The organism is Terriglobia bacterium, assembly GCA_020072565.1.
Taxonomy (GTDB): Bacteria; Acidobacteriota; UBA6911; order UBA6911; family UBA6911; genus JAFNAG01.
This window is the reverse complement of the sequence record JAIQGI010000107.1, coordinates 1-14640: the sequence shown is the minus strand read 5'-3', so window position 1 is coordinate 14640 and position 14640 is coordinate 1. Positions and strand designations below refer to the sequence as shown.

General features: G+C 57.3%; 16 protein-coding genes and 2 tRNA genes. 14 read left to right on the top strand and 4 right to left on the bottom strand.

The window, feature by feature from the left end; translation table 11 throughout:
* Positions 1–595: 595 nt before the first annotated feature.
* The 11 genes from LAP85_29095 to LAP85_29045 all read left to right on the top strand — a co-directional run bounded on the left by LAP85_29095 (position 596) and on the right by LAP85_29045 (position 8937).
* Entirely contained in the window at positions 596–1777 is a 1182-nt protein-coding gene (locus LAP85_29095; protein ID MBZ5500469.1) for a site-specific integrase, read from the top strand.
* 11 nt (positions 1778–1788) lie between these two features.
* Positions 1789–2547: a hypothetical protein gene (locus LAP85_29090; GenBank protein ID MBZ5500468.1), complete on the top strand. Its 759-nt coding sequence runs from the start codon at positions 1789–1791 to the stop codon at positions 2545–2547.
* Positions 2548–2627: 80 nt separating this feature from the next.
* Positions 2628–2822 (top strand): DNA-binding protein, encoded by a 195-nt coding sequence (locus tag LAP85_29085; protein ID MBZ5500467.1) that lies wholly within the window; start codon positions 2628–2630, stop codon positions 2820–2822.
* Between the two features lie 8 nt (positions 2823–2830).
* Positions 2831–3466 (top strand): DUF3102 domain-containing protein, encoded by a 636-nt coding sequence (locus LAP85_29080; protein ID MBZ5500466.1) that lies wholly within the window; start codon positions 2831–2833, stop codon positions 3464–3466.
* Positions 3467–3677: 211 nt separating this feature from the next.
* Positions 3678–5177 carry an AAA family ATPase gene (locus LAP85_29075; GenBank protein MBZ5500465.1) on the top strand — a complete coding sequence of 500 codons (1500 nt, stop codon included), beginning with the start codon at positions 3678–3680 and terminating at the stop codon, positions 5175–5177.
* A 348-nt stretch (positions 5178–5525) separates the two neighbouring features.
* Entirely contained in the window at positions 5526–5828 is a 303-nt protein-coding gene (locus LAP85_29070; GenBank protein MBZ5500464.1) for a P27 family phage terminase small subunit, read from the top strand.
* Between the two features lie 12 nt (positions 5829–5840).
* Positions 5841–6323, top strand: a complete 483-nt coding sequence (locus LAP85_29065) for a hypothetical protein (protein MBZ5500463.1) — start codon at positions 5841–5843, stop codon at positions 6321–6323.
* A 42-nt stretch (positions 6324–6365) separates the two neighbouring features.
* Positions 6366–6842: a hypothetical protein gene (locus LAP85_29060; protein ID MBZ5500462.1), complete on the top strand. Its 477-nt coding sequence runs from the start codon at positions 6366–6368 to the stop codon at positions 6840–6842.
* 13 nt (positions 6843–6855) lie between these two features.
* On the top strand, positions 6856–7074 hold the full coding sequence (locus LAP85_29055) for a hypothetical protein (protein MBZ5500461.1): 219 nt from the start codon (positions 6856–6858) through the stop codon (positions 7072–7074).
* A gap of 187 nt (positions 7075–7261) precedes the next feature.
* Positions 7262–7495 (top strand): hypothetical protein, encoded by a 234-nt coding sequence (locus LAP85_29050; GenBank protein ID MBZ5500460.1) that lies wholly within the window; start codon positions 7262–7264, stop codon positions 7493–7495.
* A 299-nt stretch (positions 7496–7794) separates the two neighbouring features.
* Positions 7795–8937, top strand: a complete 1143-nt coding sequence (locus LAP85_29045) for a ParB/RepB/Spo0J family partition protein (GenBank protein MBZ5500459.1) — start codon at positions 7795–7797, stop codon at positions 8935–8937.
* A gap of 443 nt (positions 8938–9380) precedes the next feature.
* On the opposite strand, the gene LAP85_29040 is transcribed toward LAP85_29045, so the two are convergent.
* From LAP85_29040 to LAP85_29030, 3 genes are all read right to left on the bottom strand, one after another.
* Positions 9381–9456, bottom strand: a tRNA-Thr gene (locus LAP85_29040).
* Between the two features lie 87 nt (positions 9457–9543).
* Positions 9544–9933 carry an STAS domain-containing protein gene (locus LAP85_29035; GenBank protein MBZ5500458.1) on the bottom strand — a complete coding sequence of 130 codons (390 nt, stop codon included), beginning with the start codon at positions 9931–9933 and terminating at the stop codon, positions 9544–9546.
* A 34-nt stretch (positions 9934–9967) separates the two neighbouring features.
* A complete protein-coding gene (locus tag LAP85_29030) occupies positions 9968–11224 on the bottom strand; it encodes a cysteine desulfurase (protein ID MBZ5500457.1) in 1257 nt (418 codons plus the stop codon).
* 265 nt (positions 11225–11489) lie between these two features.
* Here LAP85_29030 and LAP85_29025 point away from each other — a divergent pair, with 265 nt between their 5' ends.
* From LAP85_29025 to LAP85_29015, 3 genes are all read left to right on the top strand, one after another.
* Positions 11490–12296 (top strand): SAM-dependent chlorinase/fluorinase, encoded by an 807-nt coding sequence (locus LAP85_29025; protein MBZ5500456.1) that lies wholly within the window; start codon positions 11490–11492, stop codon positions 12294–12296.
* A 3-nt stretch (positions 12297–12299) separates the two neighbouring features.
* Complete coding sequence (locus LAP85_29020; GenBank protein MBZ5500455.1) at positions 12300–13244, top strand: DUF72 domain-containing protein; 945 nt, start codon at positions 12300–12302, stop codon at positions 13242–13244.
* A gap of 77 nt (positions 13245–13321) precedes the next feature.
* Positions 13322–13397, top strand: a tRNA-Phe gene (locus LAP85_29015).
* Between the two features lie 80 nt (positions 13398–13477).
* Here the strand turns inward: LAP85_29015 and LAP85_29010 are convergent.
* Positions 13478–14329, bottom strand: a complete 852-nt coding sequence (locus LAP85_29010; protein ID MBZ5500454.1) for a hypothetical protein — start codon at positions 14327–14329, stop codon at positions 13478–13480.
* Positions 14330–14640 lie beyond the last annotated feature (311 nt).

Below are 14640 nucleotides of genomic sequence, written 5' to 3'. Positions count from 1 at the left end.
ACTATGTCGAGCGAAACACTCACCGCATCCACACCGTGACCTGATTTCTTCAGATATAGAGCCTCACCGATCCGGTATCGCTCGACATAGTCAGGCAGGGTTGATAGTGGCGGCTATGTCGTTGAAGACATAGGCGCCACACGTATGCGAGTGCGATGCTCCTGGCCGGCGAGCCGCTCGCGTACGTATCGGCGCAGCTCGGGCACAAGAGTCCGGAGATCACTCTGCGGGTATACTCGCACTGGATCCCAGGATCGAAGCGTTCAGCGACGCACGCGCTGGATTCCCGACCCGCAGAAAATCCGCAGAAAATGCCGAGTGGAGTTGGGGAGTGAAATCTCGAAAGGCTGTAAGTGGCGTGTTTTCATGGAGCCAGCGCCCGGACTTGAACCGGGGACCTACTGATTACGAATCTGTTTTTACCACTACGCCCCACTACGCCGAATTTCCCCGATACCTCATTTCACCCGCATTTTTAGCGCCTTTCTCAATTGTCTTGTATTCCCTGCTACGCTTTGATACGCTTGCGTTGTCTTGAAACTGATTGCTATGTGATTGCTAGCCAAAACCGACTGACTCACGGAAAGGGCGCAGCATGAAGGCGAAAATCACGAAAACCTTAGTCAACGGATTGAAACCGGGCGCGACCGATAGCTTTGTCTGGGATACCGAACTCCCGCGGTTCGGACTCAAGCTCACACCGGCCGGGAGAATCGTCTACATTGCGCAGTACCGAAGCAAGGGGCGAATGCGCCGACTTACACTTGGCACACATGGCGCACTGACACCCGACAAAGCGCGCCGGCGGGCAGCGATCCGCCTGGGCGAAGTCGCAGCGGGCGAGGACCCGGCAGAGGGCATTGCGGAAGATAAGCGCGGCGCAACCGTCAATAACCTGGCTACCCGCTACCTTGAGGAACACGCTACGAAGAAAAAACCGCGCAGCGCAGCTGAGGATAAGCGCCTACTCGATACGATCGTCCTACCGGCGTTAGGCGTGCGCAGTGCGGCAAGTGTGACGCGGGCCGACATTGCCAAACTGCATCACAAATGCCGCGAGACGCCCTATCAGGGTAACCGCGTTCTTTCTCTGCTGCAGAAAATGTTCAACTTGGCTGAGGGCTGGGGCCTCCGGCCACAGAATTCAAACCCATGCACCCATATCGAAAAGTATCGTGAGGAAAAGCGGCGCCGATTTCTGAACCCGGAAGAGCTGGCCCGACTGGGCGCAACACTCAAGGCGATCGAGGATGAAGGCGCCGAACCGCCGCAAGCGCTCGCAGCCGTGAGGTTATTGCTTTTCACCGGGGCGCGCCTGAATGAAATTTTGAGCGCGAAATGGCAATACGTGAACTCCGAACTTGGGGCCTTAGTCCTGCCCGATTCCAAAACCGGCTTCAAATCCATTCCATTGTCGGCGCCGGCGCGGGAAATCCTCGAGGGCCTGCCCGTGGTGCAGGATAACAACTATTTTCTGCCGGGGCATCGGCGCGGCAGTCATTTCGTAGGCCTCCAGAAGGTTTGGGACCGCATAAAGAAACGTGCGGAACTGCCTGACGTGCGTCTGCATGATATCAGGCACTCATACGCTTCAGTGGGCGCGGCAGCGGGGTTAGGGTTGCCCATTGTCGGCGCACTATTAGGGCACCTGGACGCCTCCACAACGCAAAGATATGCCCATCTGGCGCAGGACCCGCTCAAAGCGGCGGCAGAATTGATCGGCAACCGGATTGATGAAGCGCTGAAAACACAACCCGGAATCAGGCGCGTGAAGTGAGCGGAGGAAACATGCAGAAGCCTTCGAAAGAACAAGCCAGAAAACAATGGGGTATTCCAGACTGGCGCGAGGCCGGGGCGTATTCATTCCCCGAAACCGTGGATGAGATTTGGCGCGAAAGCATATTTCGTTGGGAGTTTTTGCGTCGGCGCAGGGATTATAGAAAGGACTGGCTCGCGCACCTACCGCAGACAGTGAAGGTATATCAGAATCTAACCCTTGCCGATTCTTTGAAAGTGGCCGCTAGACTCGGCAGCGTAAATTTCCATAACTTCATTTGTACACCCGATCATCCAGAATATCGAGTACACATGCTGCGTAGTGTAGAGAGGTATGGCCTCGCATGCCTCATTAATCCTGCATGCTCAAATATGCCCGTCACATTCGTTTCAACCTCGGCTATCCGCGTCATGGAACCCGGCGGTATATACAACCGGACCGTGCTGGATCATAATTGGAGTATGCCGAACAACTGCTGCGCGATTGTATTCAACTATCGTCAACCCTTGAAATTCCAACTTGAGCGAGCCGAGTTTGGTTTGCGATTTCTTCAAGAGCATTTGCAAATTCATTTCAAAAATCGAAAACGCGACGATAAGTACACCGCCTATCTTCGCGGGCTTGACGGTGAAGCTGCCGGCGCAACCTATGAAGATATCTGGAAAACAATATACCCAAAATCAAAAGCCAGAAACCCGCGAGAATGCGGCGCCAGCCTTCTCAAAGCCGCGAATGCAACACAGGACCGCATCACCCAATGTCAGAAATAAGCCTATAGCTTAAAACTGACACTCCATTTCCCTATCGGGTTTTCTCAATTACGATGCTGCCGAACAACATTGGAGGCAGCATGAATCCGAACGGCAAATTCAAAGACACCGCACAATCGGCGCCCTGTGTGGGGCTCAAACCTCGCACCCTTGAGAAATTGCGTTGCATCGGCGGCGGGCCTGAGTATTACAAGCTCGGGCGCAAAGTCTATTATACCGATGAAACCTTGACGGCCTGGGCGGAATCTCGCCGGCGTACATCCACCAGTCAGTAAGGGCGGCCATGAAAAACAACGTGGTACGCCTTGAGCGGCGAAAACTCACACCCGAGCAATGGGCCGAACAGATCCGCGGCTGCCTGAGTCAGACCGTGGGCGCCGTGATTGAGAGCGGCCGCAAGCTGGCAGAAGCCAAGGATATATTAGAGCATGGCGAATGGCTCGGAATGTTCCGGCAGAAATTGCTGCCCATCAACGAGCGGCATGCACAAATGCTCGTCAAGATTGCGGCGCATCCTGTTCTGTCAAATCCGAACCACTGGTACGTATTTCCGAACTCATGGCGGACCTTATATGAACTTACCCGCGTTCCGAATTGTATCCTTGAGGAAGAAATCAAGGCCGGCCGCGTTCACCCGGAAATGACCCGGGGCGATGCTTTACGACTTGCCGTGGTTGTCACCAAACACCGTCAATTATTAGCCGTGGCTGAAGGGAATGCGGCAACCGCGGCCAAGAAGTTCAACGCACTTCAGGAACTTGAAGGCATGCGCGAATACGTTTATACCGCGCTCGGCCGCTGGCCCAGGAACCTTTGGCCTGAATTTACGCATGAACTTGACAACATTGTCTCCGAGATCCGCTCGAATGCTTTTGCATTGCATGTGCCGGGCGTATTCGAATCCTTGAAAAGAAAATAGGGGGCGCTATGGCCGAAAAAAAATCGGCCGCTCCCTCGGGGCAGAGGCAAGCGGCCAAGAAATCTATCAGCTCTGCAATAGTACATCCGAACGAGGACAGAAGGCAATTCCTTTGCGACGTTTTCGGACGCACCTTGACCGCATTCGTGGCCGTTGCCGAATTCGCCGGCAATGACCGCCTTGTTGATGGTCTGCTCGCGCACAAGTCGGCATGGCTAAAGCGGAGGCGCGCATGACCCGCGATCCCTATAACTTTGAGGCCGAGCGAGCCTTGCTCTGCGCAGGTTTGCGCGAGCCCGACTGCCTCGAGGCGGCCGCGGCCATCGTCCAGCCGGCCGAACTGAGTAAGGCGCATGGAATCGCATTTCGGCGCTGCCTTGAAATATTCCAGAATGGCGGCGTAGTCGATCCCGCGATCCTCATTTCAACACTGCGCGAAACCGGCGAACTTGACGAATGTGGCGGCGCGGCCTACATCTGCTCGCTTACCGATGCCGGCGCGATCGGCGCGAATGCTCGTGTGTATGCCGAGCAGGTCCACAAGGCCAACGTTCGGCGCCAACGTCTCGAGGCGGCGCAGAAGTACGCCAAAGAAATTGCCGAAGGCAACGGCGACGGCGGAACCGCAACCGCGCGCCTTCTCACAAACCTCGAAAAAATTGAGAAGCCGAAGGCGCCGGCAGGATTCGAACCGCCTGCACATTGGCAGTTGCTTGACGTGGCAGAAGTAGACTGCTGGAATTGTCCTGAACTGGAATGGATCGTCCAGGATATCTTAGCTAAGGGAAACCTGGTATTTGTGGCCGGTGATACGCAAACCGGCAAAAGCCTGATGGGCCTTTATGTCGCGCATCAGCTTTTGCTCGGCGGATCACTCTTCGGCAAGTTTCCAATTTCGCCGGTGTCAAGAATCCTCTATCTACTCCTGGAGGACCCACCGCGGCGCGCCAAAGCTCGCATCCTCGACATGCGGCGCGACCGGCGACTCGAGCCCGGCCGTTTCGTGGTCTATGCGGCGCCGGGATTGACCGTCAATGATGATGTATGCTTCGCCTGGCTGCGGGAATTCATCGCGCGGGAAAAGTTCGAGCTGGTGTTTGTGGACACGTACCAGAAGGCGACACCAGGGATTGCCTCCTTCGACGATGTAAAGCAAGGCCCTATCCTTCATCGCCTCTCAAACCTCACCCGGGAGATCAACGTCGCATTGTGGGTCCACGACCACTACCGAAAGGAAACCAGCGGGCGTGCACGGAAAGAACTCGACCTCAGCAGCCTGAAAGGAACCGGGAGCAAGCTCCAGAACGCCGACTGCTATATCTTGATGGAACGCACAGGGAATACGATCAAAGTGTTGGTTAGTTCCAAGGAAACGGATAAGAAGCCGCGCTTCCTGCTTGAGGTGTCACCCCAGGGCAGCAATGAAGAAAAGTTTACCTGGGCCGGTGACCTCGAGGATGCCGCCAACGATATGCGGGCGAAAGGGCAGGCAAATAGGAGCCGCGTGTATGACGCGATCGGGTTGATGTGGGCCACCAAGAGCGACATAAAGCAGGTAACCGGACTGAGCGGATCAACCGTTGCCGACCATCTGGCGGCACTCATGAATGATGGGAAAATCGAAAAAATGGGCGAAAACCGCAATACACGCTATCGCCGACCGTCCGGGGGGAATGACAACCTATTTCGGACGGTGGAGGAAATATCGTGAAGCATCAACAAGTTAACCATCCGAAGGGACTATTCCGCACGGTAAAAAGCGCAGTCTGTGGAGGTAGTAGAGAGCCGCGTTTAAGCGCTCTCTACCTACCGACCGTACACCATACGGATAGCTATAGAAGCTCGGACGGTTCCCCCTCGGATGGTTCGGGAAGGCACACCAAACTGCTGCGCCGGCGCACCTCTGTGCAGGACTACGGGCGCCGAGTGCGGGATGCGTTGCGCGTCTATCAGCCGAGCCCGGAGGGGCGGGTCGCATCGCTGGGGCGCCATGTTGTAGACCGGGCACGCCCCTTCGGGCAAACCTGCGGCGCCAAAACATTGTTTTTAGGGGCCGACCATGAGGCGTGAAATCCCGAAACCACCAACCGGACTTTTACCGGAAAGCAAACGGTATTGGCGCGAAATTCACAGCGAATTGGCGTTTTCCGCTGCAGAACGTGGAATTGTCATGACCTTGATTCGCAACTATGACTTGGCTCTGATTTGCCTTGCTGAAATCCAAAAAGATGGCGTCACGGTCAGCTCGAACCGCACGGGAGTACAGAAAAAAAATCCTTCAATCGACTTATACAGGGTAGCAACGAGCGCCTATCTGCAGGCGGCGCGGTTGCTGGGCCTTAAGGAAAACTTGCCTGGATGAGGAGAGAGTATTATGCCGCGAAGAATCGAACGGGACACCGGGCTCACGTTACAACAAAAAGAACTTCTGATGACCGGCTGCGGATGGCTCGCTCTTAGTGAAACATGGGGTGAGAATGCGCTGCGCGTGTCCTGGGCCGAATGCAAGGATGAACTCATGCGCGAATGGCACGCCGATCCTGCACACAGCTTTTCGAGGCCCTGGGCGTGGTGGGAGTTCAGCGACCATCGGCGCGTGCGAGTCAGAGGAACACCGCAACCGTATGACGTCGACGGCGAACTGGCGTTTGGCTGTCCGGTTGACTACACCGACCAGGAACTTGACGAATCGACAATGGAGGAAATTGAGTACCTCGGTTCGCACCCGTTTTTTGAGACGCAGCGGGAGTACCTGATTCGTCACCCGGAATTGCTTCTGCCGGCGGAAATCGAGGCGCTGAAGACTGCGCCGGCGCCGGAGGATTGGCCGGCCGAAACAAGCAACACAATTCACTGACACCATTCCGGCCGGGGTGGACGCCTTGGCCAAGGAGAACACATGACACAGAGCAAGAAGGAAATTGAAAACGCGCGACGCGAGCGCGAGAGTCAGGGAGCATTTGACGCGCTGCAGGCGCATGAAAAAACTTATCCCGCAATGCAGCGCGAATATGACAAGCTCGACGCTGAGTGCATTAAATTGGCGCGGGAATTGGCTGCGCTGCAGCTCGCGGAGTCTCCGCGTGCGGAAGCATTGCATGGTGAACTGCGCTTGGCGAGGATGACACGCGACGGTTTCAAGTACACATGGAATCGGAAGCGCGATTCGTTGTTTGCGGGCGCGAAAAGAGTAGAGGAATTGCGTCTGCAACCGCTGGAACAAATTAACATCGCAATCAATGAAGTGGTCGCCAAATTTGAAAACGCCGAATTCCCGATGGAAGTCATCGAATTAACCGGCCGTCAATGGCAGGAATTAACGGCCGTCGCAGCGCAGCAAGAAAGCCAAGATCGCTTGGTGTACAAGCGCATTTGAACGGAGACTACACATGGTTTGCGAAATCTCAAGATTCAAAGGTAAAGACGGGTGCCACATGGTGCGCGACAAAACCGGCGTCATTCGCCCGCGTTGCACGCAGTGCAACGGCCGGGTTTGTTGCGGCAAGGTAGACAGCGGGCCGCGTCTCACGGATGCTGAATACCGGCGAATGCTGGACAGTATTGCCCGATACGGGGCCCGCGCATTCTATGAATCCAATTACGATTGACCCGAACCGGGGCGGGTATTCCCCGGCCTTTCTCCAACAAGGCGGGGGCCGGAGCTGGGCCGGCCTCCGCTGAAACCTTCCACCCGAGCGCGCGACGCGGGCGACGTTGAAACAGCCGGTTTCGGGCAGGGGTACGGTAAGGGCCTTGCCGAGATAACCCGCCCTGAGCCAGCACAGAGGCTAATTTATGGCAATTCGACAAGCCAAACTCTGCACGACGCCCGGATGCGGCAAGCTCACTCATTCGGGGCTGTGCGTCGACTGCCGGCGAAAGAAGCGGGCCAGCTCGGGGAAAGACCGGCGCGGGGCCGTGGGGTACTGCCAGCACTGCGGGCAGAATATCTATGAAACGTTCAGCGCGCACCTGGACAAGTGCGAGGCATACCGCACCTGGTCGGGGCCGGGTCGAACCATCGTATAAAGCTCACCACTGAATCGGAGACGTGAGGCAGTGAATGAGTCACGAAACGGGAGATCTCGCCTTAAAAAAGCGTGCAACGCTTCTAATGGGGGTTTTGGGCGCATGATCGGAGAAACAGTCAACTGCGAAAACTGCGGGACCGAGTTTGAAGCGAAGCGGCGGCGGCATCGCTTCTGCACGCCAGCCTGCAGGTACGAATTCTGGACCCGGACCCACCCGCGCCTTGAGATCGGCAAACCCTGCCGGATTGAGGTGGATGAAGAGGGGCGGCTGGTCATTGTACAGGAGGCTACACCAGAATGAGCGAACTTGAATTTCACCCGATAGCGAACTTGTTTCCAATGATGCAAGGCCAGGAGCTTGACACTCTGATCGCAGACATAAAAGCGAACGGCCTGCGAGAACCCATAACGCTGCACGAAGGCAAAATCCTCGACGGTCGCAATCGGTATCGGGCCTGCCTAGAGGCTGGCGTTAAGCCGACATTCAGACACTTCGAGGGCAATGGATCTCCGTTGGCCTATGTGATCTCGCTGAACCTTCACCGCCGGCATCTTGACGAAAGTCAACGGGGCATCGTTGCGGCGAGGGTGGCGACGCTGAAGGATGGCGAGCGCCAGGTAGGCAAATTTGCCGAGGTGCCAACACAGGCTGAAGCCGCCAAAATGCTCAACGTCTCCGAACGCACCACCAGAAGCGCCCGCAAAGTGCTGGATCACGGCACGCCAGATCTGATAGACGCCGTTGAGCAGGGAAAGATCGCGGTTTCGGTGGCGGCCGGATTCAGCCACAAAGAGCCGGAAATGCAGCGCAACCTCATTGACAAAATCGTGCGGGAAAAAATGAAACCGCCTGCAGCCGTGCGCCAGTGCAAAATGGAAGAGAGAGCGCAATCCGTCACCAGGGTTTTCACCGGACCGGCGCCGAAGATCGACGGCCGCCCGGTAAAAGTCTTCAAGAAACCCGATGAACCGCGCTGGGAGCTGTTTCTAGGACCGAACGCTGCGGGCATTGCAATGCCGCAAAATCTGGAAGCACTGAAAGAGGCAGAATTCTATGGCGAGGAGCAACACAGAATCAACAGCATAGAAGATGATGCCAAAAAACTAAAGAAGCAGGCGGAGGAACTGGAAAGCGAGGCCAGAACAGCCCGGGCGCTTCTGCAACAGACTCTCATGGATGAATGCCAGCGGATTCACGGCCGGGCCATCCCTTATACGCGGACTGTCTTATATGAAGTTTCGCCCGAATTTAACGAGCAATTGATGACCCTGGATTCTGAAGGCATTGCCAAACTGCTACTTGCCGGGTCGGAACAGGCAACGATTTTGAGCGAGGGTGTATGGTCTGACTGCGCTTACTGGCCCCTCAGCATAGACGAAAGGATACCCGGAAAGCGGGCCGACTCGTGTTGGATGGGCTGCGGAAACGAGTGGTGGTAGACGATAAGGGCCTCGTGGCGATCGGGGCTCCTGGGGCAGTACAGCGTAAAGTTTCTGAGGGCAAAATGCCCAAACATCCCGAAAGCGGTTTTTTCGAGCAGAGGGGTCCGGCCCCCGAGCGTTGCGCCATCTGCGGGCGATCCGGGCCGGACCTGGCGCCAGAGAGTCGGCCAACCGGGGCCGCGGGGCGGATGTTCGCCTATCCATTGTGTGCGGGATGCCGGCAGACAAACCGGGGGAACGGCCTGGACTTGGCTGGATGCCGGCGCCTTTTATACACGATCTTTGAGCACGATCCGCGGCGCTTTCGGGCGGATTTGGACCTGGGGCCGCTCACGGGAATTAAGGAAGTTGGGGGCTGGTAGCAAGTTCCGCACCTGATTGCTATGTGATTGCTACCGGATTTAGGCTCTTTTCGCTGTGGCTGCAAACCGTTGAATCTATGGAGCCAGCGCCCGGACTTGAACCGGGGACCTACTGATTACGAATCAGTTGCTCTACCAACTGAGCTACGCTGGCTTGTAGCGCTGAAGCTTGTATCATGTTTGGCACAACGGGTCAAGAAAGCGAAGCTCAAAAGCATCCCCTGGAGGTCCCGCGCTGCCGTCACACCGATTCCTCGGCGACGGCGGATGTCGGCTGCGGCTTCCCTTGCAGAATGCCGGCCAGGGCATCCTTCTCCGTCGGATAGAGATCGAGAATCGTATCGAGCCGGGTCAGCTTCAAGACGGCAAGCACTCTTTCCGCCAGATTGCACAGGCGCACGCGCCCGCCCGCGCGGCGCACCGAAAGGTGCGCGCGTATGATCCGCCCGATGTCACTCGAATCGAGATAAGGGACCTGCTTCAGATCGACGACAATCTGCAGTCGTCCCGCCTGCACCAGCTCGTCGATGCGATCCTTCAGGAGCGATTCGAGCGCTCCTTTCAATCCCCGCTCGACCGTCAGGATGGTAACGTTATCGATGCTTCGTTCGTGGAAATCTCTAGTCGCCATAAGCCCCATGCGTGAAAACATCAAGCATCCGACATCAGGCATCCGGGGCTTCCGAGGCTCGCCGCACATCGGAGGCCAAAATCCGGAGATCCGAAGTCGTTCTATCCTGGCCGCGCCGCGCGAGCCCGCGCAACCGGCCCACCACTTCCGAGAGAATCTCGACGGTGCCGTCGATTTCCTCAACCGTGTTGTGATAGCAGAGGCTGAAACGTAGCGACCCCTGCACAATTTCCGAACGCAGCCCCATGCCCACAAGGACATGAGACGGGTCGAGCGACCCGGAAGAACAGGCCGAACCGGTCGAAACCGCCACCCCTGCAAGATCCAGGGCGATGACCGCGGCCTCTCCTTCTACCCTTTCGAATGCCAGGTTTGCCAGGTTGGGAAGACGATTTTCGACATCACCGTTGGTATGAACGCCCGCGACGCCGCTCTTGATCCGGCTCTCCAGCCGATCGCGCAGCGCGGCGACACGCGTTCCCATCTCCGGCAGCCGCTCGAGCGCAAGATGCGCCGCTACGCCGAAGCCCACAACGGCCGGGACATTCTCGGTGCCGGCCCGGCGCCGGCGCTCATGCGCGCCGCCGGTCAGGAAAGGCACGAGTTTAACCCCGCCGCGGACCCAGAGAGCACCTACGCCCTTGGGCGCGTGGATCTTGTGCCCGGAGACAGAAACCAAATCTGCGCCCAGCTCCTGCACCTGCACGGGTATCTTTCCCAGCGACTGGACCGCGTCGGTATGCAGGAGTATGCCGCGTTCCCGCGCCAGGGAGCCGATTTCTTTAATGGGCTGGATGATCCCGGTCTCGTTGTTGGCGTGCATGATCGAGATCAGGATAGTGGTATCGCGGATGGCCGCCGCCACGCGCTCGGGATCAACGCGCCCCGAAGAATCCACGGGAAGGCAGGTCACTTCCGCTCCTGCCGACTCGAGCGCCTTGCAGGTCGACAGCACCGCCGGGTGCTCGATCTTCGAGGTGATGATGTGGTTGCCGGTGCGATGGCCGCTGCGCCAGACGCCCCAGAGCGCCGCGTTGTCCGATTCGGTGCCCCCCGAGGTAAACACGATTTCGCGCGTGTCGGCGCCCAGGAGCTCCGCCACCGCGCGGCGCGCGTCCTCTACCGCCGCCCTGGCTTCCTGTCCGAAGCTATGGATCGAACCGGCGTTGCCGAAGCGCTCCCGCAGATATGGCAGCATCGCTTCCAGCACCCGGTCATCGATGCGGGTGGTGGCACTGTTATCAAGATAGATACGCGGCTTCACGGACTCTCCTTCGTGCGCCGCTGCCATGTCCGGTGCTGCGTCCAGCCCGGTTCCATTCGCTTCGGGAATCCGATTCCCACCAGTCGGCAACGCACCCGAGAATCAAAACATAACCAAGGGCATCCGGCAAGTCAAGGTTGAGGACAAGCATAACAGCATGACCCCGATGGCACCAGGATCCCGACAGGCTGCTACGGGAGAACGGCAGGCCCAACCTGCAAGATTCGCAACCGGCGACGGGGAGATCGGAGTTATAGTACCTGTATAATACTTCTCATGAGGCGTGCAGACTATGGCGACTACGACACGACTGATTACGCTGCTAACCGACTTCGGGCTGAGAGACTCCTTCGTCGCCGCGATGAAGGGGGTCATGCTGGGGGTGAATCCAGACCTTGCCTTTGTGGACATCAGCCACCTGGTTTCGCCCCATGACATCCACAGCGGGGCATTCACGCTTGCGCAGGCCTATTCCTATTTTCCTCTCGGCACCATCCATGTGGCCGTGGTTGATCCGGGCGTGGGAACCGCGCGCAAGGCACTGGTGGTGTCGGCTGGCGGGCACTTCTTTGTGGCCCCCGACAACGGCATTCTCACCTATGTGTTGGATCGCGAAGACGGTTTCGTCGCGCACGAGATCGCTGCGGATCACTATTTTCGCAAGCCCGTTTCCTCGACCTTTCACGGGCGCGACATCTTCGCCCCGGTGGCAGCGTGGCTCAGCCGGGACATCACCCTGCCGCAGTTCGGGCCGGAATTGAAGCAGCCCGCGCGCCTGCAGATTCCGGCAGTGACCCGGGTCCGGGATGCGCTCGTCCAGGGAGCGGTACTCGCAGTCGACAACTTCGGCAACCTGGTCACCAACCTCAAGCCTGACGATGTTCCGGTATACGGCAGCACCGGGAACCGCGCATGCAAGGTCGTTGCCGGACAGCGAGAGATCACTATTTTCAAGAGGTCTTTCGGCGAGGGCGCGCGAGGCGAACTGTTTGTCATACCCGGTTCCAGCGGCTATCTCGAAATCGTGATGCGCGACCGATCGGCGGCAGCGGAGCTGCATCTCGGTCCGGGAGCGCCGGTTGGAGTCATCTTCGGCTAACCTATGAAATCGGCCTCGCAGGGCTCGCTCTTCCAGACTCCCGCTCGCGATACCTCGCTGCGGGTTGGCCCCGCGGGCTGGAATTATAAGGATTGGGAAGGAATCGTTTACCCCAGCGGAGCCGGGAAGTCCTTCGATGCTCTGACCTATCTTGCCGAATTCTTCGATACCGTAGAGATCAACAGTTCGTTCTATGCCCCGCCCCGATCGCGTGATGCCACCGCCTGGGCACGCCGCGTGCGCAACAACCCGCGCTTCCGGTTTACGGCCAAAGCCTGGCAAAAGCTCTCCCACGACCGGGAGGAGGCCACCGAGGCATCGATCGCCGCCGACTGTGAAGTTGTGCGCCGCTCGCTTGCGCCCCTGGCTGAGGCGGGAATCCTCGGAGCGCTCCTGGTGCAATTCCCCTGGAGTTTTCGCCACACCGAGGAGAACCTTGCCTATCTCGAGAGCCTGTTTCGCCGCCTGGCCGGATATCGCCTGGCCCTGGAGGTTCGCCACGGCTCCTGGGATCGCGAGGAGTTTTATGCTTTTCTGCGTGAGAGCGACGTGGCTTTCTGCAATGTGGACCAGCCGGTGATCGGCGATTCGATGGAACCCTCGGGGCGCGTGACCTCGCGCCTGGGATATCTGCGGCTGCATGGGCGCAACTATCGCACCTGGTTCGAGAAGGACGCCGGGCGCGACGAGCGCTACGACTACCTCTATACCAAGGCCGAGATCAAGGAGGTGTCGGGCCGCCTTCGCATCATGAAGCAGGAAGCGGACGAAACCTATGCCATTACCAACAATCACTTCCGCGGCCAGGCCCTGGTGAACGCGATCGAAATCCTCGAGGAGCTGGATGCCCAGCCCCCCGCGGTCCCTTCCCTGCTGGCCAGAGCCTACCCGCGCCTCGCCGAAGTGGGTCGCGGCGGCCCGACGCGACCCCCCGCCGCCGGCAATTGAGTTTTGCCTGGACACCCAAGGACCCGCGATGATATAAAATTTCGCGCTTCATCATCGGGAGCGCCGCACCTTCAGATGCCGGGGTAGCTCAGTCGGTAGAGCAACGGACTGAAAATCCGTGTGTCGACGGTTCAATTCCGCCCCCCGGCACCAATAGAATCAATCACTTAGCCAGACCAGCCAAAATTCTACTAGGGTACTTAACGACAGAGTAACGGCAAGCACCGATCCTTCTACTTTTCAACTGTTACTTGCGGTAAATGTATTTCCGGGAGAGGCACTGCTTTGTTCCGACGGAAATCTGATATGTTTAGAATGATCTTGGGTTGCAGAGTCCTTGCATCAGATGGCGCGATCAAGTCTTTCTTCTGCAGAAGTGACAAAATGAGGTCGTATTTTTGCAGTCTCTCGCTGCAGTGCGAATTTACATCTGCGATAAACTGTTTTTGCCCGTTCCATGTCAGATTGAGATGTCTTCGAAAGGCTGTTTCATATTTTGGCAGTTCTTCAAGGACTGCAGCCAAATACTCATACCGGTACGCATTTGAGTCCCAGTAGTCGAAAACAAAACCGCCGCCATTTCGGACCGTAATACTCTCCCCAGGGTGAACTATTGTCTCATTTGCATAGATGGTGCGCGGTCCTGTGGCTATTACGGTCGCATCTCGTTTCGGCTGAATAGAAAGATCATGGATGGCTATCGGGGGGAACCCAATGGGAACCTTGAACTCATCTATACCTTCGCCCAAACTGCCTCCGATTCCTCCTTCTCCCGCGAAATCTGTCACTGCGATTGACAAGTCTATTCGTTGCATTTGCCGCATCAATACAAGCGGGAAATGGCGTGCTTTACCCTCCAAAAGCAAATCACCCAGGGCCAGCCAACGTGCAGTAACGGTCTTTTCCTTTTCGAAAAGCGGAAGAATCGCATCGGCGTTCTTTTGAGATGACCGAGCAAACAGGAGGGTCACTTCGTTCGGATAACTTTCATAAAGCTTGGTCAGCACGTTTATGGGCGCATCGCCCCCCAGCCTTATTTCCGCACCCAGCATGGAGCGTAGGAGGCACTCATCAAGCGTGGACACGTCAACTCCGTCTAGGAGCCGGTCCAACTTTGGCTTAAGTTCAGAAAGGCCATTTTGGCCGATCAGATATGCACCCCATGCACGTTTGCTGGGATCCTGCGAATCCAACAACTTGGATGACTGATCCTTGATAAATGTAAGGTCATCCCTATTTGGTGCCTGAAGTGGAAGTGTATGGTGTACCCCAAAAACTGGACAGGTGATTAAGGTGTAAAATCGCTGCCGCCTCGGAGGAGCGAGCGATGAAAAGAGAGCGGAAGCGGTATGATGGGACACTCAAGGCCAAGGTAGCGGTGGAAGCGATCAAAGGC